The 18,801-nt window shown below is 62.7% G+C and carries 19 protein-coding genes; 5 read left to right on the top strand and 14 right to left on the bottom strand.

Annotated elements, in window-relative coordinates; all coding sequences use genetic code 11:
• Positions 1–71: 71 nt before the first annotated feature.
• Positions 72–518 (top strand): TM2 domain-containing protein, encoded by a 447-nt coding sequence (locus tag LPA35_RS09105; RefSeq protein ID WP_055403056.1) that lies wholly within the window; start codon positions 72–74, stop codon positions 516–518.
• A 113-nt stretch (positions 519–631) separates the two neighbouring features.
• On the opposite strand, the gene LPA35_RS09100 is transcribed toward LPA35_RS09105, so the two are convergent.
• The 11 genes from LPA35_RS09100 to LPA35_RS09050 all read right to left on the bottom strand — a co-directional run bounded on the left by LPA35_RS09100 (position 632) and on the right by LPA35_RS09050 (position 12,118).
• Positions 632–1,642 (bottom strand): inorganic phosphate transporter, encoded by a 1,011-nt coding sequence (locus tag LPA35_RS09100; protein WP_055403058.1) that lies wholly within the window; start codon positions 1,640–1,642, stop codon positions 632–634.
• 18 nt (positions 1,643–1,660) lie between these two features.
• A complete protein-coding gene (locus LPA35_RS09095; RefSeq protein WP_055403060.1) occupies positions 1,661–2,308 on the bottom strand; it encodes a DUF47 domain-containing protein in 648 nt (215 codons plus the stop codon).
• Positions 2,309–2,456: 148 nt separating this feature from the next.
• The gene (locus LPA35_RS09090) at positions 2,457–2,819 is read right to left on the bottom strand and encodes a DMT family protein (protein ID WP_055403097.1); all 363 of its coding nucleotides are present in this window, start codon (positions 2,817–2,819) and stop codon (positions 2,457–2,459) included.
• A gap of 220 nt (positions 2,820–3,039) precedes the next feature.
• Entirely contained in the window at positions 3,040–3,768 is a 729-nt protein-coding gene (locus LPA35_RS09085) for an ABC transporter ATP-binding protein (RefSeq protein WP_055403062.1), read from the bottom strand.
• Between the two features lie 2 nt (positions 3,769–3,770).
• Entirely contained in the window at positions 3,771–4,565 is a 795-nt protein-coding gene (locus tag LPA35_RS09080; RefSeq protein ID WP_055403064.1) for an ABC transporter ATP-binding protein, read from the bottom strand.
• A 20-nt stretch (positions 4,566–4,585) separates the two neighbouring features.
• On the bottom strand, positions 4,586–5,662 hold the full coding sequence (locus LPA35_RS09075) for an ABC transporter ATP-binding protein (protein ID WP_121505670.1): 1,077 nt from the start codon (positions 5,660–5,662) through the stop codon (positions 4,586–4,588).
• Positions 5,663–5,675: 13 nt separating this feature from the next.
• Complete coding sequence (locus LPA35_RS09070; RefSeq protein WP_055403068.1) at positions 5,676–6,605, bottom strand: branched-chain amino acid ABC transporter permease; 930 nt, start codon at positions 6,603–6,605, stop codon at positions 5,676–5,678.
• 313 nt (positions 6,606–6,918) lie between these two features.
• Positions 6,919–8,271, bottom strand: coding sequence for a replication-associated recombination protein A (locus LPA35_RS09065; RefSeq protein ID WP_228896594.1), 1,353 nt, complete (start codon positions 8,269–8,271; stop codon positions 6,919–6,921).
• 94 nt (positions 8,272–8,365) lie between these two features.
• Positions 8,366–8,998: an outer membrane lipoprotein chaperone LolA gene (gene lolA / locus LPA35_RS09060; protein WP_228896592.1), complete on the bottom strand. Its 633-nt coding sequence runs from the start codon at positions 8,996–8,998 to the stop codon at positions 8,366–8,368.
• A gap of 46 nt (positions 8,999–9,044) precedes the next feature.
• Positions 9,045–11,381 (bottom strand): DNA translocase FtsK, encoded by a 2,337-nt coding sequence (locus LPA35_RS09055; RefSeq protein ID WP_121420853.1) that lies wholly within the window; start codon positions 11,379–11,381, stop codon positions 9,045–9,047.
• 59 nt (positions 11,382–11,440) lie between these two features.
• Positions 11,441–12,118 (bottom strand): Crp/Fnr family transcriptional regulator, encoded by a 678-nt coding sequence (locus LPA35_RS09050; RefSeq protein WP_121505666.1) that lies wholly within the window; start codon positions 12,116–12,118, stop codon positions 11,441–11,443.
• 191 nt (positions 12,119–12,309) lie between these two features.
• On the opposite strand from LPA35_RS09050, the gene trxB reads away from it, so the two are divergent.
• The 3 genes from trxB (at position 12,310) to rpmG (ending at position 13,865) form a co-directional block, all read left to right on the top strand.
• A complete protein-coding gene (trxB, locus tag LPA35_RS09045; RefSeq protein ID WP_055403077.1) occupies positions 12,310–13,263 on the top strand; it encodes a thioredoxin-disulfide reductase in 954 nt (317 codons plus the stop codon).
• 186 nt (positions 13,264–13,449) lie between these two features.
• Complete coding sequence (gene rpmB, locus LPA35_RS09040; protein WP_007859763.1) at positions 13,450–13,683, top strand: 50S ribosomal protein L28; 234 nt, start codon at positions 13,450–13,452, stop codon at positions 13,681–13,683.
• Positions 13,684–13,694: 11 nt separating this feature from the next.
• A complete protein-coding gene (rpmG, locus tag LPA35_RS09035) occupies positions 13,695–13,865 on the top strand; it encodes a 50S ribosomal protein L33 (protein WP_008904999.1) in 171 nt (56 codons plus the stop codon).
• A gap of 84 nt (positions 13,866–13,949) precedes the next feature.
• On the opposite strand, the gene LPA35_RS09030 is transcribed toward rpmG, so the two are convergent.
• Positions 13,950–15,455, bottom strand: a complete 1,506-nt coding sequence (locus LPA35_RS09030; protein WP_121505665.1) for a PLP-dependent aminotransferase family protein — start codon at positions 15,453–15,455, stop codon at positions 13,950–13,952.
• Between the two features lie 235 nt (positions 15,456–15,690).
• On the opposite strand from LPA35_RS09030, the gene LPA35_RS09025 reads away from it, so the two are divergent.
• A complete protein-coding gene (locus LPA35_RS09025; protein ID WP_228896591.1) occupies positions 15,691–16,104 on the top strand; it encodes a hypothetical protein in 414 nt (137 codons plus the stop codon).
• A 62-nt stretch (positions 16,105–16,166) separates the two neighbouring features.
• On the opposite strand, the gene LPA35_RS09020 is transcribed toward LPA35_RS09025, so the two are convergent.
• Together LPA35_RS09020 and LPA35_RS09015 are read right to left on the bottom strand one after the other, a co-directional pair.
• The gene (locus LPA35_RS09020; RefSeq protein WP_228896589.1) at positions 16,167–17,381 is read right to left on the bottom strand and encodes a fatty acid desaturase; all 1,215 of its coding nucleotides are present in this window, start codon (positions 17,379–17,381) and stop codon (positions 16,167–16,169) included.
• A gap of 134 nt (positions 17,382–17,515) precedes the next feature.
• The gene (locus tag LPA35_RS09015) at positions 17,516–18,790 is read right to left on the bottom strand and encodes an RsmB/NOP family class I SAM-dependent RNA methyltransferase (protein WP_121420858.1); all 1,275 of its coding nucleotides are present in this window, start codon (positions 18,788–18,790) and stop codon (positions 17,516–17,518) included.
• Positions 18,791–18,801 lie beyond the last annotated feature (11 nt).

Below are 18,801 nucleotides of genomic sequence, written 5' to 3'. Positions count from 1 at the left end.
CAGCCCTCCGAAGCTGCCCCCTTGGAGACCACTTGTTCATCTTGGGGCGGCCCGACGATGAATAATGCCCCATGAAAAACAAAACTTTGGCGGCATGGCTTGCCTTCGTGGGCGGGCCGCTGGGCCTTCACCGCTTTTACCTGCACGGGATCACCGACATGCTGGGCTGGCTGCTCCCGATACCGACGGCCCTCGGTATCTACGGCATCCAGCGCGTGCAACAGCTCGGCCAGGACGACCACACCAGCTGGATGTTGATTCCTTTGCTGGGCTTCACGATTGCGGGCTGCGCCTTGCAAGCCATCCTGTTTGCACTCAAGACGCCCGAGGCGTGGAACGCGCGCTACAACCCCACGGCCGCACCCGACGCCCCGGCGGGCAGGACCCAATGGATCACCATCGGCGCCATCGTGGTCTCGCTGTTGGTGGGCACGGCGGTGCTGATGGCCAGCCTCGCGTTCAGCTTCCAACGGTACTTCGAGTACCAGATCGAGGAAGCTCGCAAGATCTCGCAGTGACCGACACCCACCAATCGAACGCCCCATTGAATTCACATTCAAATGGGGCGTTAGCGCTTTTCCATATTGCCTGATTAGCTATATATTCAATAGCAAATCAGAAATCAGGGCATTCAGAATATCTGCAGACTGATCCAGTACGCCACGGCAGCCACAAACGCACTGGCGGGGATGGTCAAGATCCACGCCCAGACGATATTGCCTGCCACGCCCCAGCGCACTGCGCTGGCGCGCTGCGTGGAGCCCACGCCCACGATGGCGCCTGTGATGGTGTGGGTAGTGGATACCGGAATACCCAGCGTTGTTGCCAGGAACAGGGTCAGCGCCCCGCCCGTCTCGGCACAGAAGCCGCCGACGGGCTTGAGCTTGGTGATCTTCTGGCCCATGGTTTTGACGATGCGCCAGCCGCCGAACATGGTTCCGAGACCGATAGCCACGTAGCAGCTGACAATCGTCCAGGTGGGTGGCGAAGCATCGCTTGCCGACGAATACCCTGTGGCAATCAGCAGCAGCCAGATGATGCCGATGGTCTTTTGCGCATCGTTGCCGCCGTGGCCCAGGCTGTAGGCCCCTGCGGACACGAGTTGCAGGCGCCGGAACCATTTGTCCACCCGGCTTGGCCGCGTTCGCCGAAAGATGTGCGCCACAGCCACCATCATGAGAGAGCCCAGCAGGAAGCCGAGCAAGGGCGAAACGAAGATGAACGCCACGGTCTTGAGGATGCCGGTGGAGATCAGCGCGCTGGCGCCCGCCTTGGCGATCACCGCCCCCACGATGCCGCCGATGAGCGCATGCGATGAGCTGCTGGGGATGCCGTAGTACCAGGTGATGACGTTCCAGGTGATGGCGCCCACCAAGGCACCAAACACCACATGGGTGTCCACGATGCCAGGCTGCACGATGCCCTTGCCCACCGTGGCGGCCACGCTCAGGTGGAAGACAAAGATCGCTACAAAGTTGAAGAACGCGGCGAACAGCACCGCCTGCGCGGGCTTGAGCACGCCGGTGGACACCACCGTGGCAATCGAATTGGCAGCATCATGAAACCCGTTCATGAAGTCGAACAGGATCGCCAGTGCCACGAGCAAGACCACAACCCAGAGGGCCGTCTGTACGGTTTCCATACTGGTCAGCCTGCCGGATCAGGAGTTTTCGAGGACGATGCCCTCGATGCAATTGGCCACGTCCTCGCACTTGTCGGTGATGGTCTCCAGCAGCTCGTAGATGGCCTTGAGCTTGATCACCTCGCGCACATCGGGCTCTTCACGGAAGAGCTTGCTCATGGCGCTGCGCATCACGCGGTCGGCGTCGGATTCGAGCTTGTCGATCTCTTCGCAGGTCTTGAGCGCGGCTTCAGCCACGGCCGGATCGGCGATCTTGTCGAGCAACTTGACGGCATCACGCAGGCGTTCGCAGCACTTGAGGCTCAGGTCGGTCAGGCGGGTGATCTCTTCCGTCATGTGGCGCACGTCGTACAGCGCCATGGTCTCGGCAGAGTCCTGAATCAGGTCGGCCACATCGTCCATGGTGTTGATCAGCGTGTGGATCTGCTCGCGGTCGATAGGGGTGATGAAGGTCTTGTGGATGGCCTTGTTCACCTCGTGCGTCACGCGGTCAGCAGCACGCTCGGCGTTGTCCACATCCTGGTTGTATTTGTCGCGCAGGTGCGGGTCGCTGTAGTTGGCCACCAGTTGCGAGAAAGCCCGGGCCGCCTCGACGATGCGGTCTGCATGCTGGTTGAACATTTCGAAAAAATTGCCTTCGCGTGGCAACAGCTTGGCAAACAGCATGGAGGCTCCTGGATGGGTATCGATTTTTTGAAAATGAGACAAAGTCATGACAAAACCATGACTTTTGAATGACAAGCGAGTTTAACCGGCCGCCCTCACCCGCAGCCACGGGCGCCCGGCGCGGATACCGGGCAACACGCACCATTCATCAGGCACTGCGGAAAATGAAATACACAGCCCCCACCAGGCACAGGCCTGCCCAGAGGTAGTCCCACTTCAGGGGCTGGCCCATGTAGAACACCGCGAACGGCACAAACACCGCCAGCGTGATTACCTCCTGCATGATCTTGAGCTGCCCCACGTTGAACTGGGTAAACCCGATCCGGTTCGCGGGCACCTGCAGCAGGTACTCGAACAGTGCAATGCCCCAACTCACCAGCGCTGCGGTGTACCAGGGTGACGTGGCCAGGTTCTTGAGGTGCCCGTACCAGGCGAAGGTCATGAAAACGTTGCTGGCAATCAGCAGCAACACGGTCTGTAGTGATACGGGCAAGGATTGCAGAGCGGACATCGACATGCGGCGACAGGTGGTGGCGGGGTGGGTGCAAATTATGAACAAAATTGGCATCTGGCGCTGGATACACATCCGCCATAAGCTATAAAAAACATAGCGATCAATCCATACAAACACCAACGCCTGCGCCAAAAAAAAGGCACCGCCGTGTGGCAGTGCCTTGTGCGACGCACCATGCACCTGCCCCACGCAGGGCGGGCCGGGCGGGGGTGTTGCCTTATTCGCCCAGGTAGGCGGCGCGCACCTTGGGATCGTTCAGGAGTTCCTGGCCGGGGCCGGCCATGGTGATCAGGCCGGACTCCATCACGTAGCCACGGTCGGCAATTGCCAGCGCCCGGCTCGCGTTCTGCTCCACCAGCAGAATGGTGACGCCCAGGGCGTACACATCGCGCACCACTTCAAAGATCTTGTCCACCATGATGGGCGACAGCCCCATGGAGGGCTCGTCCAGCAGCAGCACCTTGGGCTGGCTCATCAGCGCACGACCCATGGCCAGCATCTGCTGCTCGCCGCCCGACATGGTGCCAGCGAGCTGGTCCTTGCGTTCGCGCAGGCGCGGGAAGATGGTGAACATCTTTTCGATGTCGGCCAGGATGCCTGCCTTGTCGCGGCGCGTGTAGGCGCCCATCTGCAGGTTCTCGGTAATGGTCATGCGGGCGAACACGCCCCGGCCTTCCGGCACCATCACAAGGCCCTTCTTCACCAGATCCCAGGCGCCCTTGCCCTTGATGCTTTCACCCAGGTAATGGATGTCGCCATCGTTCATGCCCAGGGTGCCGGTGATGGCCTTCATGGTGGTGGTCTTGCCAGCGCCGTTGGAGCCAATCAGCGAAACCAATTCTCCCTCGCGCACTTCAAAGTCCACGCCCTTCACGGCCTGGATACCGCCGTAGGCCACTTTCAGGCCCTTGACCTGCAGCAGTACCTTGTTGGATTTTTCGGCCATTCTCAATGTCCTCCGGTGCCCAGATAGGCCTCAATCACTTTTTCGTTCTTCTGCACGGTGGCAGGCGTACCTTCGGCGATCTGCTTGCCGTAGTCGAGCACCGTCACGCGGTCGCACAGGCCCATCACCAGCTTCACGTCGTGCTCGATGAGCAAGATGGTGCGGTTGTCGTTGCGGATGCGGTCGATCAGCTCGCGCAGCAGCACCTTTTCGGTGGCGTTCATGCCGGCTGCGGGCTCGTCCAGCGCAATCAGTTGCGGATCGGTGGCCAGGGCGCGGGCGATCTCCAGGCGGCGTTGGTCGCCGTACGACAGCGTGCGTGCCTTGTAGTCGGCGAACTTGCCAATGCCCACGTAGTCGAGCAGTTCCTGCGCGCGCTTGGCAATGGCCAGCTCTTCTTCCTTGAAACCCTTGGTGCGCAGCACCGCGCCCAGCAGGCCGGACTTGGTGCGGATGTGGCGACCCACCATTACATTTTCCAGCGCCGTCATTTCTGCAAACAGGCGGATGTTCTGGAAGGTGCGGGCAATGCCCGCCTTGGCCACTTCATGCACGGCCGTGGGCTCGTAGGGCTTGCCGGCGAGCTCAAAGGTGCCGCTGTCGGGGGTGTACAGGCCGGTGATCACGTTGAAGAACGTGGTCTTGCCCGCGCCGTTGGGACCGATCAGGCCATAGACCTGGCCACGCTCGATGGTGATGCCCACGTCGGAGAGGGCTTGCAGGCCACCAAAACGCTTGGAAATACCTGCAACCCGCAGCACCACGTCGCTGGCTGATTTCTGAATGTTCTCTGCCATGTTCTAACTTTCTGCGGTGTTCAGGTCTTCTGCGTGAGGCTCTTGCCATGGTCGGGCGCTGGCCACAGACCACGGGGACGCATCAGCATGATGATGATCATGGCCAGTGCGATCAGCAGCTGGCGCAGGATGGCGGAGTCCAGACGGCCGTCCGTCATGGCCTGCAGCGGGCCTGCCACGTAGCGCAGCACTTCGGGCAAGGCCGACAGCAGCACGGCACCCAGGATCACGCCGGGAATGTGGCCGATACCGCCCAGCACTACCATGGCGACGATCATGACCGACTCCATCAGGCTGAACGACTCGGGCGACACAAAGCCCTGGAACGCACCGAACATCGCACCCGACACGCCGCCAAACGAAGCGCCCATGCCAAAGGCCAGCAGCTTCATGTTGCGGGTGTTGATGCCCATCGCCTTGGCGGCGATTTCGTCTTCACGGATGGCCATCCAGGCGCGGCCGATGCGTGAGTCCTGCAGGCGATAGCAAATAACGATGGAGATCACCACCAGAACCAGGAACAGGTAGTAGTACAGCGTGACGGAGCTGATATCAAAGCCGAACACCTCCAGGCGCTTGCCCAGGTCCAGGCCAAAAATCTTGACCGAGTCGATCTGGCCCAGGCCCTTGGGGCCGTTGGTCAGGTTGACGGGGTGGTCCAGGTTGTTCAGGAAGATACGGATGATTTCGCCGAAGCCCAAGGTCACGATGGCCAGGTAGTCCCCGCGCAACTTGAGCGTGGGCGCCCCCAGAAGCGCTCCGAAGAACGCCGCCAGTAACGCCGCCACCGGTATCACCAGCCACAGCGAGGTGTGCAAGCCGTTGGGGAACATGGCGGCAAACGCCGCAAAGTTGTCCGCAAGGTGCGGCGAGGCCATCAAGGCAAACAGGTAGGCACCCACGGCGTAGAACGCCACGTAGCCCAGGTCCAGCAAGCCGGCGTAGCCCACCACGATGTTCAGGCCCAGGGCCAGCAGCACATACAGCAGGGCCAGGTCGGCAATGCGCACCCAGGCGTTGCCGAAGGATTGCAGGATCAGCGGCAGCACCAGCAGCGCGACGGCGCCGATGATCCAGTTGGTTTTGGTGTTCTTCATGGTGTAAGGCTCCTCAGGCGCGATCGGCCACACGCTCACCCAGCAGGCCCGAAGGACGCAGCGTCAGGATGATGATGAGCACGATGAACGCAAAGATGTCGGTGTAGTGGCTGCCCAGCAGACCGCCCGTGAGCGTGCCGATGTAGCCCGAGCCGATGGCTTCGATGAGACCCAGCAAAATGCCGCCCACCACGGCACCGGCCAGGTTGCCAATGCCGCCGAACACCGCCGCCGTGAAGGCCTTGAGGCCCGGCAGGAAGCCCATGGTGTGCTGCGCCGTGCCGTAGTTGGAGGCATACATGATGCCGGCCACGGCGGCCAGAATGGCGCCGATGATGAAGGTGGCGGAAATCACCATGTCGGGCTTGACGCCCATCAGGGAAGCAACGCGGGGGTTCTCAGCCGTGGCGCGCATCGCGCGGCCCAGGTTGGTATGGTTCACCAGGTACACCAGCGAGGCCAGGGCAACAGCGGTCACGCCCAGGATCAGGATCTGTGTGGGGGTGATGTAAGCGCCACCCACCTCGAACGGCGCGCTGGGCAACATCGTGGGATAGGGCTTGTAGTTGGGCTTCCAGATGATCATGGCCAGCGTCTGCAGCAGGATCGACATGCCGATGGCGGTGATCAGGGGGGCGAGACGAGGACTGTTGCGCAGAGGGCGGTAGGCCACCTTCTCGATCACAAAATTGAGCGTTGCGGCAACCACGCAGGCAATGAGGGTGGCCAGCAGCAAGATGAGCCAGCCCGGGGCGCCAGGCATTGCAGCCTGCATCATTCCTATACAGCTCCAACTGGTCAGAGCCCCGATCATGAGCACTTCGCCGTGGGCGAAATTGATCAGCTGAATAATGCCGTACACCATCGTGTAGCCCAAGGCTATCAAGGCGTACATGCTGCCGAGTACCAGACCGTTGATGATCTGTTGCAGCAAAATGTCCATAAGAGAAGTCCTTCGTTTGTAACGTACCCACCGCTTTGGCACCGGAATCGGTACAGCCTTGTGGGCCCGACTGCCATCTAGCAAAAAACCCGCCAGAAGTGCAGCTGTGCGGGTTTGTGGACGGGATTGTAGCGAGTAGTCACAAGCGGCCCCCACCAAGCCGGGCGGGGTTTTCCCTCGGGTTGGCGGCACATCAGCGGGCAACGCAATCCATAAGCTCACATGATGCAAGCAGGAAAATTGATGTGCAAACTTATTACCAGCTTCATGCCAAATCAGCATGACGCGGGGTGCGCCTCCCATGGGCAGAGGTTCAGGACTTTTCGTCCGGCCCATCCTCCAGATCGGCTGAAACATTGCGCGCACGCAGCTCACGCAATTTCTGTGCAATCTTGATTTCGAGCCCGCGCTCCACCGGCGCGTAAAAACCGGGCTCCGGCATGCCCTCGGGCAGGTAGTTTTCGCCTGCGGCGAAGCCGCCCTCTTCGTCGTGCGCGTAGCGGTAGCCCTTGCCGTAGTCGAGCTGTTTCATGAGCTGTGTTGGTGCGTTGCGCAGGTGCATGGGCACGGGGCGGGTGCCGTCCTGCTTCACCCAGGCGCGGGCTGCGTTGTAGGCCTTGTAGACCGCGTTGGACTTGGGCGCCACGGCCAGGTACACCACACATTCGGCCAGGGCCAGCTCACCCTCGGGGCTGCCCAGGCGCTCGTACACCTCGGTCGCGTCCAGCGCGAGGCGCAGCGCACGCGGGTCGGCCAGGCCGATGTCCTCGCTGGCCATGCGCACCAGGCGGCGCGCCATGTAGCGCGGGTCGGCACCGCCGTCGAGCATGCGCACCAGCCAGTACAGCGCGGCATCGGGGTCGGAGCCGCGCACCGACTTGTGCAGCGCGCTGATGGTGTCGTAGAACTGCTCGCCGCCCTTGTCATAGCGGCGCATGCGCTCACCCAGCACCTTGAGCAGCCAGGTGTCGGTGATCTCGGACAGCTTCTCCTGCGTGGCCGCCATGGCCAGGGTTTCGAGTGTGTTGAGCAATCTGCGGGCATCGCCATCGGCATAGGCCACCAGGCGGTCGATTGCTACATCTTCGATAGCTGGCAGCGCTTTCTCCGCCTTCGCCAGAGCCACTATTTGCTTCAAATCCTGTTCGGACAGCGGCTGCAGCACGTACACGGCGGCGCGGGATAGCAGCGCCGAGTTCACCTCGAACGACGGGTTTTCGGTGGTCGCACCAATGAAGGTAAACAACCCGCTCTCCACATGCGGCAAGAAGGCATCTTGCTGGCTCTTGTTGAAGCGGTGCACTTCATCCACGAAGACGATCGTGCGCTGCTGCATCAGACCATCACGCGCGGCCTCGGCACGTTCGACCGCTTCGCGGATGTCCTTGACCCCGCCCAGCACGGCACTGATGCTGATGAACTGCGCGTCAAAGGCATCGGCCATGAGCCGTGCGATGGTCGTCTTGCCCACACCCGGCGGGCCCCAGAGGATGCAGCTGTGCGGGCGGCCCGATTCGAACGCGAGTCGCAGCGGCATGCCCGGGCCCAGCACATGCTGCTGCCCGATCACCTCGCCCAGCGTGCGGGGCCGCAGGCGCTCGGCCAAGGGCTGGTGGGCCGAGGGGTGGGCCTGGGAAGGTGCTGCGGAGGCACTGCGTGCTGCCATGTTCGTATCCTGTCTACATCACGCTGGTTTTTAAGCCAAATTGACCTCTAGCGCTTATCTGATAAGCGCTGGCAGCTATCTTTTTCGCAGCAACTTACTGTTTCACCACATCCGCTCCAGCGGGCGGCTTGAACTGGAAGGTGCTGGCGGGCAGCGCTGCGTTGGCCTGCATGCCATTGAAACGAATCAGGGAGCGCTGGCCAAAGCTGTCCAGAATGTCGAGGGCCGCTAGTTGCTCACCCGCAAAACCCACGCGCACGCTCTTGAGCTGACCATCCTTGGTCTTGGGGCTGGCCAGCACCCACTGCAGGCCATCCTGCTCAGGCGCTGCTTCGAGCGTGAACTCGGCCTTGAGCGCCGACAGGTCGGGGGCCGATGCGAGCAGCGCGGCGGGCGTGCTACCCAGCGCCTGTGACTGCGAACGCTGGGTGACCTGGTTCAGGTCCACGTCGTACAGCCACAGGGTCTGGCCATCGGCCACGATGGTCTGCTCGAAGGGTTTCTTGTAGACGAACTTGAAACGCCCGGGGCGCTGGAATTCAAAACTGCCGCTTGATGTCTTGGTGCGCGCGGTCCGGCCGTCCTTGGGGGGCGAAGTCACGGTCTGCGTGAAATCCGCCTTGCCCGTTTGTGCGCCCTTCATGAAAGATTCAAGGCTTTTCAAGCCATCAGCGCTTGCCAGCGTTGCGCTGGCAGCTATCAAAATTGCAGTAACGGTCTTTTTCAAAAGGAACTCCTGTGGGGCACGGGCTGGGCGCATCGCCCTGCCCTTGTCATTCGCTGCGCGCGGGAACCAGCACTTCGCGCTGGCCGCTGGTGGTCAGGCCACTCACAAGGCCCGCCTTTTCCATGTCTTCCAGCAGCCGCGCCGAGCGGTTGTAGCCAATGCGCAGCTTGCGCTGCACGTACGAGATGCTGGCCTTGCGGTCCTTGAGCACCACTTCGACGGCCTGGTCGTACATGGGGTCCTTCTCGCCCCCTTCGCCACCACCGCCCTCCCCTGACAGATCACCCTCGCCATCCACAGTTCCACCTTCGAGCACGCCTTCTATGTAGTCCGGCTCCCCTTGTTCCTTGAGATAACTGACGACACGGTGTACTTCTTCGTCCGACACAAAGGCGCCATGCACCCGGATCGGCAGGCCCGTGCCGCTGGCCATGTAGAGCATGTCGCCCATGCCCAGCAATGCCTCGGCGCCCATCTGGTCGAGGATGGTGCGGCTGTCGATCTTGGAGCCCACCGAGAACGCAATGCGGGTAGGAATGTTGGCCTTGATCAGGCCGGTGATCACATCCACACTGGGGCGCTGCGTGGCCAGGATCAGGTGGATGCCCGCCGCGCGCGCCTTCTGCGCCAGGCGGGCGATCAGCTCTTCGATCTTCTTGCCCACGACCATCATCAGGTCGGCAAGCTCGTCGATGATGACCACGATGTGCGGCAGGCGCTGCAGCGGCTCGGGCTCTTCGGGCGTCAGGCTGAAGGGGTTGTAGATGAACTCCTCGCGCGCCTTGGCTTCATCGATCTTGACGTTGTAGCCCGCGAGGTTGCGCACGCCCAGCTTGGACATGAGCTTGTAGCGCCGCTCCATCTCGGCCACGCACCAGTTCAGGCCGTGGGCGGCCTGTTTCATGTCGGTGACCACCGGGGCCAGCAGGTGCGGGATGCCTTCGTACACCGACATTTCCAGCATCTTGGGGTCGATCATCAGCAGGCGCACATCGCGCGCCTCGGCCTTGTACAGCAGCGAAAGGATCATCGCGTTGATCCCCACCGACTTGCCCGAGCCTGTGGTACCCGCCACCAGCACGTGCGGCATCTTGGCAAGGTCTGCCACCACCGGGTTGCCCACGATGTCCTTGCCCAGGCCCATGGTGAGCATGCTCTTGGCCTCGTGGTAAACCTGCGAGCCTAGGATTTCTGACAGGCGGATGGACTGCCGCTTGGCGTTGGGCAGCTCCAGCGCCATGAAATTCTTGCCGGGGATGGTCTCCACCACGCGGATCGACACCAGGCTCAGCGAACGCGCCAGGTCCTTGGCCAAGCCCACAATCTGCGAGCCCTTCACGCCCGTGGCGGGCTCGATTTCGTAGCGCGTGATCACCGGGCCGGGCATGGCCGCGACCACGCGTACTTCCACGCCAAAGTCCTTGAGCTTTTTCTCGATGAGGCGGCTGGTCATCTCCAGCGTCTCGGGCGCCACGGTTTCCTGGCGCTGCAGCGGGCCATCGAGCAGGTCCACCAGTGGCAGCTTGCTGTCGGGCATCTCGGTGAACAGCGGCTTCTGGCGCTCCTTCACCACGCGGGTGCTCTGCGGCACATCTACCAGCACGGGTTCGATGATCTGGATCGGTTGGGGGTGGTGCACCTCGCTCTCGGTGCGCTCCTCCAGCACCACCACTTCACGCTCGCGCGCGGCCTTGCGGCCCACAGCCACATCCTTGGCCACTTCGCGCTTGGCCAGGCGCGACTGCACCAATGCGTCGATGCGCCCTCCCACAATTTCCGCGACATGGCCCCAGGAGAAACGGAACACCAGCGCCGCCCCCAGCACAGCCAGCACGATCGCCAGCAGGCCCGAGCCCGTAAAACCCAGCCACTTCACACTGGCAGGCCCCGTGATGTAGCCCAGCACGCCACCAGCATGCCCCGGCAGGAACGCTTCAAACCGGTACAGGCGCGACCACTCCAGCGCAGTGCTGGCACACATCAGCACCACCAGCCCCACCCAGAACATGGCCCGCCTGCGCATCGGGCTTACCGCGCCCGGGGCCGATTCGCCGCCGCGCATCCACCGCGCCAGCGACGACAACCAGGCCCGCACACCGGCCGCCACACACCACCACACCGAAAAACCCAGTGCAAAGTAGCTGCCATCGGCCAGCCACGCACCAAACCGGCCTGCCCAGTTGGCGACCAAACGCCCACCCCGGGCGCCCGAGGTGGACCAAGCGGCATCCTGCGCGGAATAGCTCAGCAGGGCCAGCAACCAGAAAACCAGGGCCAGCAGCCCCACCATCAGGCCAATTTCGTGGCCAAAACGGGCAGCGCCCGTACGCGGCGGCGACTTCGCCGCAGCCGATGCATTCAGGGTATTGAGGGAATAGGTCATAAGCGTGCCGGGCGAGCTTACCGCAAGCCCCCGGGCATGACACCCGGGCTGAAGCGTTGCTAACTCAACGCGTTCAATCGGTCCTTGAGCACAGTGGCGCCACTGGGCAATGCCTCGATAAAGCCACGCTCTTCCAAATCTTTCATCACGCGGCTGACCATCTCGCGGGAGGCGCCCACCATCTTGGCCAGGTCCTGCCGGGAGATTTTGTCTTTGATCACCAACTGGCCCTGAGCGTCGGGCACCGCAAAGTCCAGCAGGGCATGGGCCACACGCCCATACACATCCAGCAACGCCAGTGACTCAATCTTGCGGTCGGCATGGCGCAGACGCTTGACCAGCCCCCGCATCACCACCAGCGACATGGAGGCGTTCTCTGTGAGGCAACGCGCGAACTCTGCGCGCCCGAGCATGAGCACATCGGTCTGCACCTCGGCACGCACCGTGGCCGAGTGGGGTTCGTTGTCGATGATGCTCATCTCGCCGAGGTAGTCGCCCTGCGCGAGGGTGGCCAAAATCACCTCACGCCCCCGGCTGTCCGATGTCATCACGCGGGCGCGCCCCGTGAGCAGGATGAACAGGGCGTTGGATTTTTGCCCTTGCTCCACCAGCGCCTCGCCACGCTTGAAGCGGCGCTTGATCACCGCACCACTGATCACCTCGGCCTGGGCCACCGTGAGCAGCGAGAACAAGGGCACCCGGCGCAGCAGGTCCAGGTTGGACAACATCGTCGACATGAAAACTCCTCTCTAGAGCGACCCAACCGGAGCCGCACGGGTTGTGCAAGGGGTATCAATGGGTTCTTACAATCGCCGTGATTGAAAAAGGGACCGCTCGCGTGAGCGGTGCACGGTTGATACTTGCCAGTTCAACCCCCAGCTACCCCAACAGCGCCGCATGTAGCAGGCGCAAAACACAGGCTTTTACCATGTCCACCACCCAACACGCGAAAGTTCTGATTCTCGGCTCGGGCCCTGCGGGCTACACGGCGGCCGTCTATGCGGCCCGCGCCAACCTGAACCCGGTGCTCATCACCGGCATGGCCCAGGGTGGCCAGCTGATGACCACGACCGAGGTGGACAACTGGCCGGCCGACGTGCATGGCGTGCAGGGGCCGGAGCTGATGCAGCGCTTTCTGGAGCACGCCGAGCGCTTCAAGACCCAGATCATCTTTGACCACATCAACAAGGTCGATTTCAGCCAGCGCCCCTTCACCCTCACCGGCGACAGCGGCACCTACACCTGCGATGCGCTGATTCTGGCCACTGGCGCATCGGCCAAGTACCTGGGCCTGCCTTCGGAAGAGGCCTTCATGGGCAAGGGTGTGTCGGGCTGCGCCACCTGCGACGGCTTCTTCTACCGCGAGCAGGACGTCTGCGTGGTCGGTGGCGGCAATACGGCGGTAGAAGAAGCGCTGTACCTGTCGAACATCGCCCGCAAGGTCACCCTGGTGCACCGACGCGACAAGTTCAAGGCCGAGCCCATCCTGGTGGACAAGCTCAACGAAAAAGTCGCGGCCGGCAAGATCGAGCTCAAGCTGTTTCACACGCTCGACGAAGTGCTGGGCGACAACACGGGCGTGACGGGCATCCGCATCAAGAGCACCAAGGACGGAAGCACGGAAGACATCAAGCTGCAGGGCTGCTTCATCGCCATCGGCCACGCGCCCAACACCGAAATATTCCAAGGCCAGCTGGAGATGGAGAACGGCTACATCATCACCCAGGGCGGCCTCAAGGGTTTTGCCACCCAGACCAGCGTGCCCGGCGTGTTTGCCGCAGGCGATGTGCAGGACCATGTGTACCGCCAAGCGATCACCAGCGCGGGCACGGGCTGCATGGCGGCACTGGACGCCCAGCGCTTCCTGGAACAAGAGTCTTGATTAAAAACTGGGCAGCAGGCTATAATCTGCGGCTTTGCTGAATTCGGCCCGTTTTTGCGGTCCTCCGAAACAGGCAAATCAATCGGGTTACCGCCACCCTTTCTGGCGAGGTGAGGCCGCAAGCCAACCTGGGCACGCAAGCCCAGGGCCCAGCGAACGGCCGTTAAAAAGTATCGGAGTGTCCTCATGGCACGCGTCTGCGACGTAACGGGCAAGAAGCCCATGGTCGGGAACAACGTTTCCCACGCCAACAACAAAACCAAGCGCCGGTTCCTGCCGAACCTGCAATACCGCCGTTTCTGGGTCGAGACCGAAAATCGCTGGGTTCGCCTGCGCGTTTCGAGCGCTGCCCTGCGTTTGATCGACAAGAACGGTATCGACTCGGTGCTCGCAGACCTGCGCGCACGTGGTCAGGCTTAAGGAGAAGCACCATGGCAAGCAAAGGCGGACGCGACAAGATCAAGCTGGAATCCACTGCGGGTACCGGCCACTTCTACACCACGACCAAGAACAAGAAGACCATGCCCGAGAAAATGCTGATCATGAAATTTGATCCAAAAGCTCGCAAGCATGTGGAATACAAGGAAATGAAGCTGAAGTAATTCGGTCCGTTCCCCAAAAAAAACCGCCCGTCCAGGGCGGTTTTTTTATGCCTGCTGCGCAGACCTTTCACCCAGACTCTTTGCTCAAGCAACCTTGCGCGGCACGGGCAACTCGGCCATCTGCGCAGCCAGCAAGGCGCCCAGCGTGCGGTAGCCCGCCTCCACTTCGGCCGTGAACGGCATCCCACAGCTCAGCCGCAAGAAGTGCTCATACCGCCCGGTGTTTGAGAACATGGGGCCCGGGGCCACACGGATACCGTTTTGCAGCGCCTCGTCGTACAGGCGCGTGGAAGAGATGCCGACCGGCAGCTCCAGCCACAGGCTCAGGCCACCCGGCGGCAGGCTCAGGCGTGTGCCCATGGGAAAGTAGCGCGCTACGGCCCTCGCCGCCTGTTCTCGCTGGATGCGCAGCTGCGCCCGCATGCGGCGCATGTGGCGCTCGTAGGCCGGAGAGTCCACACTGCGCGCCGCTAGCAGCTGCGACCAGGTCTGCATGTTGCGCGTGCGAGCGAACTTGATCATCTGCACACGGGCCTGCCAGCGCCCCGCGCTCATCCAGCCCTGGCGCAAGCCGGGTGCAAAGCTCTTGCTGAGCGATGCGCAATAGATCACCTGCCCGGCATCGCCCTGCCGGTCCCAGGCCTTGGCGGGCCGCAGCACGTGCGGCGACTCCACGAACTCCCGGTAGATGTCGTCCTCGATGAGGGCTAAGCCATGCTCCACGCACAGAGCCACCAGTCGCTCCTTGTGCGCATCGGGCATCACGCTTCCCTGCGGCATCTGCAGGTGGGGCACCACCACGACACCCTTGAGCCGTGGCTCGTTGCGCGCAGCCAGTTCCAGGGCTTCAAGCGACATGCCGGTGTGCGGGCTGCAGGGGATCTCCAGCGCGCGCAGCCCGCGCACCTCGATGGCCTGCAGGATGCCAAAGAAGGTGGGCGATTCGACGGCGATCACGTCGCCCGGCTCGGCGACGGCGTCCAGCGCCAGGTTCACCGCTTCGGAGTTGCCAAGCGTTGCGCCAATATCGGCCGGCGCGACACACACGCCGAAGGTGAGCGCATGCCGGGCCATGGCCTGCTGGAATTCGGGGTGGGTGGTGGGCGCGGATGGGCCGTACACCAGGACGTCGGGTTGCTCGCGCAACAGGCCATGGGCCAGGCGGTTGAGCGCTGCCGCATCAAACAGGCTTGGCGCGGGCATGGCGCTGCCCAAGTCCAGCGGCAGCGGGCCTGCGCGGCGGGCTTTTTCGAGAAAACCGGAAATGCGCTCGTTGATGCCCGCAAACACCCGCGGGTCGTGGGCCAGCGGCTCGTGCAACTCGGGCTCGCGCGCCCGGGGCAACGCCACATCGCCCGGCTCCCGCACAAAGTAGCCCACCCGCTCGCGCGCCTCCACGCAGCCCAGGGATTCGAGATGCCGCAACACCTGCAGCGCGGTAGTCAGGCTCACTTGGTGCCGCTGGCACAGCTCCCTCACCGACGGCATGCGCATGCCAGGCGTCAGGCTGCCAGCGGCTATGGCCTGTTCGTACAAAGCTGCCAGTTGGCGGTAGAGCGGGGCATCCCGCGAATCGGAAGAATGTGACATGGCGGGTATGGGGTACTGCTGCCGAGCCGTGGCGCAGGCTCAGAAGCCTAGAGGCGCATCGTGCCAGAGCCCTCTCTGCGGGTACAGATACAGGAACGCACAGATCGGACCATAACAGCACGCCAGTAATCTGCGCTGTTCTACCCGTTCCTGCACCGCCGTGTACCTGCCGGGGCAACGCTGCTTTTTTTACGCTACAGCCTCACAGCAGCCCTTCCTTCAGGAGCCCCGCACCATGCCACAGCGCAATCCAACCACCATCCCGCCCACAACCCCATCGGCCGCAGTCACCTTGGGCCTCACACCCGGCCAGAGCCTATGGCTGTGCCTGCCGCCCGGCAGCGCAGTGCACACCACTCAGGGAGAGGTGTCACTTCGCTTTGCTCCACGAGACTTCGGGCACGCGTTGCACACTCTGCCGCAAATGCGGCTTGGGGCGGGCGAACATCTGCCCGAGGGCTGGAACACCAAGGCCGCCTGGGTGCAGGTGGGCAACGCCCTGCACTGCCGCTCTGAGATCCAGGTGATCGAAGGCACTCCCAGGCCGGGGCTTTGGCACCAAGTACGGCACCTGCTGCGCTCGGCCTTCGCAGGCCGGGACAGAACCGCAAAGAACCGCACTTTTGGCAAGGTGCCCGCAATGCGGTAACCGATGCACCAAAGAAAAAGGCCTTGCCAGAGGGCAAGGCCTTGGACAATGCGCGGCCCGCTTCAGGCCTGCGCCGCACGCAGCCGCAGCGAGAACTCACGCAGGGCGGCTATACCGCTTTCTTCCGCGCGGCGGCACCAGGCTTGCAGGTCCGCGGTAAGCTGCTCGCGCGATTGCGAGGTGTTGAGCCACAGCTGGCGCAGCTCTTCGCGCATGGTGACCATCTTGTCGAGCGCGGGGTGCGCGGCACGGGCCTGGGCCAGTTGCGGCAATGCGATGGCCGGCACCTTCTCGGCATCACGGTGCAGCCAGCGCTTGGCGGCCTGGAGCACCGAGGCATCGGCATTGCGTGCCTTGAGCGCTGCGATTTCGTCCTTGCAGGCCTGGCGCACGCCACGCGCATAGCCAGCCATCACCTCATAGCGGTTGGCAATCAGGGCCTCCAGCGTCTTTTCATCGGCTACAGGCTTGACGTCACCCAACTGCAGCTTGGGCGGCACCTTCTTGACCGTGGCCCAGCCAATCTTCTTCATCAGCGTGATGTAGACCCAGCCGATGTCGAACTCATACGGCTTGACCGAGAACTTGGCCGACGTGGGATAGGTGTGATGGTTGTTATGCAGCTCTTCGCCGCCAATGATGATGCCCCAGGGCGAGAGGTTGGTGCTGGCATCCTGCGCCTCAAAGTTGCGGTAGCCCCAGTAGTGGCCCACACCGTTGACCACCCCCGCCGCCCAGAACGGAATCCAGAGCATCTGCACCGCCCACACTGCGGCGCCCAGAGCGCCGAACAGTGCAAGGTTCAGGATCAGCATGAGGCCCACACCCTGCCAGCCGTAACGGGTGTAGACGTTGCGCTCCATCCAGTCATCGGGCGTGCCGTGGCCGAACTTCTTCATCGTCTCCTGGTTCTTGGACTCGGCGCGGTACAGCTCGGCGCCACGCCACATCACGGTGTCCAGCCCACGGGTCTGGGGGCTGTGGGGGTCGTCCACGGTTTCGCACTTGGCGTGGTGTTTGCGGTGGATGGCGACCCATTCCTTGGTGACCATGCCCGTACCGATCCACAGCCAGAAGCGGAAAAAGTGCGAAGGGATGGCGTGCAAGTCCAGCGCGCGGTGCGCCTGCGCGCGGTGCAGGAAAATCGTGACCGCCGCAATGGTGATGTGGGTCGTCGCCAGGGTGTACAGAATGATCTGCCACCAGGCCAGGTTCCACAACCCATGGCCCAGCCAGTCAATGGCAGCGTTCAGTACAGCCCAATCGGGTAACAGCATATTCAGAAAGCCTTACTTCTACAGAGAAACCGTTCGCCAACGGACCGGTTACCTGATTTTAGAGTGGTACCCGCGAAATAGGTTCGGGGGTATCCATGGTATTTACGCTGATTTAGCGCCTTTAGAAGGCCAAGTCAGGCCTTTTTGGACCAGATTGCGGCAAAGAACCCATCCGTTTGGTGCACATGGGGCCACAGGCGCAAATAACCACTGCCCGACTCACCACCGCTGCACAGCGCCTTGGCCCCCTCCACCTTGAGCTGCTCCAGCAGTTCGCCCGCGTCGAGCAGTTCAAAGTCCGGGTGCGATGCGCTGAATGCCTCTGCGATGGCCTCGTTTTCCTGCGGCAGGATGCTGCAGGTGGCATACACCAGACGGCCGCCGGACTTGAGCAGGCGCGCTGCGCTGTCCAGAATGGCGGTCTGTTTGGCCACCAGCTCTTCGATGGCTTTGGGCGACTGGCGCCATTTGAGGTCCGGGTTCCGCCGCAGAGTCCCCAGGCCCGAGCACGGAGCATCGACCAGCACGCGGTCTATCTTGCCCGCCAGCCGCTTGACGCGGTCATCGCGCTCGTGGGCAATGGCGGCGGGGTGCACGTTCGACAGGCCGCTGCGGGCCAGGCGCGGTTTCAGAGCATCCAGGCGGTGCGCCGAGACATCAAACGCATACAGGCGCCCGGTGCTGCGCATGCCCGCGCCGATGGCCAGGGTCTTTCCACCTGCACCTGCGCAAAAATCCACCACCATCTCGCCGCGCTTGGCGTCAAGCAGCAGGGCCAGCAACTGCGAGCCTTCATCCTGCACCTCGATGGCACCGCGCGTGAACGCATCCAGCTTGGTCAGCGCAGGCTTGTCGTCAATGCGCAGGCCCCAGGGCGAATACGGCGTGGGGCTGGCCTTGATACCGGCCTTGGCGAGCTCCTTTTGTACGTCGGCACGCTTGTCTTTGAGGGCATTGACGCGCAAATCCAGCGGGGCGCTCTGCGCCAGGCTTTCCACCAGCGGCCAGAAGCCGTCGCCCAGCTGGTCCTTGAGGGGCTTCACCAGCCATTCGGGCAGGTTGTGACGGTGGCGCTCCATCAGGTCATCGACCGTGACCGCATCGCACTGGTCCAGCCAGTTCTTTTCCTGGTCGGTCAGTGCGCTCTTGAGGAAGTCGCGCGGGCCGTAAAACCCCAGGATGGCCAGACGGCGCTCCTTGGGTCCCGAGCCCGAGGGCGCCATGTGGTCGAACAGGAGCTTCTTGCGCAGCACGGTGTAGACCGTTTCGGCCAGGGTGGCCCGCTCGCGGGGGCCCAGGCCCCGGTTATCGCGGAAGAATCGTGACACCACCGCATCGGCGGGGTGTTCAAACGTGAGGGTGAGCCTGACCAATTCGGCACAGGCGTCGAGAAGAACTTTGGGATGCATCCCCCGATTGT

Source organism: Acidovorax sp. Leaf73, from assembly GCF_916855635.1.
GTDB classification, from domain to species: Bacteria; Pseudomonadota; Gammaproteobacteria; order Burkholderiales; family Burkholderiaceae_C; genus Acidovorax; species Acidovorax facilis.
Note: the sequence above shows the minus strand (reverse complement) of the source record. Positions and strands in the feature narration are given on the sequence as shown.

What these genes read in the sequence shown, in the direction of transcription:
- LPA35_RS09055 (WP_121420853.1), bottom strand. Translation starts at nt 11,381, where the DNA reads ATGACCTATTCCCTCAATACCCTGAATGCATCGGCTGCGGCGAAGTCG.
- LPA35_RS09085 (WP_055403062.1), bottom strand. Translation starts at nt 3,768, where the DNA reads ATGGCCGAAAAATCCAACAAGGTACTGCTGCAGGTCAAGGGCCTGAAA.
- LPA35_RS09095 (WP_055403060.1), bottom strand. Translation starts at nt 2,308, where the DNA reads ATGCTGTTTGCCAAGCTGTTGCCACGCGAAGGCAATTTTTTCGAAATG.
- trxB (WP_055403077.1), top strand. Translation starts at nt 12,310, where the DNA reads ATGTCCACCACCCAACACGCGAAAGTTCTGATTCTCGGCTCGGGCCCT.
- LPA35_RS09105 (WP_055403056.1), top strand. Translation starts at nt 72, where the DNA reads ATGAAAAACAAAACTTTGGCGGCATGGCTTGCCTTCGTGGGCGGGCCG.
- LPA35_RS09050 (WP_121505666.1), bottom strand. Translation starts at nt 12,118, where the DNA reads ATGTCGACGATGTTGTCCAACCTGGACCTGCTGCGCCGGGTGCCCTTG.
- rpmB (WP_007859763.1), top strand. Translation starts at nt 13,450, where the DNA reads ATGGCACGCGTCTGCGACGTAACGGGCAAGAAGCCCATGGTCGGGAAC.
- LPA35_RS09090 (WP_055403097.1), bottom strand. Translation starts at nt 2,819, where the DNA reads ATGTCCGCTCTGCAATCCTTGCCCGTATCACTACAGACCGTGTTGCTG.
- rpmG (WP_008904999.1), top strand. Translation starts at nt 13,695, where the DNA reads ATGGCAAGCAAAGGCGGACGCGACAAGATCAAGCTGGAATCCACTGCG.
- LPA35_RS09025 (WP_228896591.1), top strand. Translation starts at nt 15,691, where the DNA reads ATGCCACAGCGCAATCCAACCACCATCCCGCCCACAACCCCATCGGCC.
- LPA35_RS09100 (WP_055403058.1), bottom strand. Translation starts at nt 1,642, where the DNA reads ATGGAAACCGTACAGACGGCCCTCTGGGTTGTGGTCTTGCTCGTGGCA.
- LPA35_RS09080 (WP_055403064.1), bottom strand. Translation starts at nt 4,565, where the DNA reads ATGGCAGAGAACATTCAGAAATCAGCCAGCGACGTGGTGCTGCGGGTT.
- LPA35_RS09020 (WP_228896589.1), bottom strand. Translation starts at nt 17,381, where the DNA reads ATGCTGTTACCCGATTGGGCTGTACTGAACGCTGCCATTGACTGGCTG.
- LPA35_RS09065 (WP_228896594.1), bottom strand. Translation starts at nt 8,271, where the DNA reads ATGGCAGCACGCAGTGCCTCCGCAGCACCTTCCCAGGCCCACCCCTCG.
- LPA35_RS09030 (WP_121505665.1), bottom strand. Translation starts at nt 15,455, where the DNA reads ATGTCACATTCTTCCGATTCGCGGGATGCCCCGCTCTACCGCCAACTG.
- LPA35_RS09075 (WP_121505670.1), bottom strand. Translation starts at nt 5,662, where the DNA reads ATGAAGAACACCAAAACCAACTGGATCATCGGCGCCGTCGCGCTGCTG.
- LPA35_RS09070 (WP_055403068.1), bottom strand. Translation starts at nt 6,605, where the DNA reads ATGGACATTTTGCTGCAACAGATCATCAACGGTCTGGTACTCGGCAGC.
- LPA35_RS09015 (WP_121420858.1), bottom strand. Translation starts at nt 18,790, where the DNA reads ATGCATCCCAAAGTTCTTCTCGACGCCTGTGCCGAATTGGTCAGGCTC.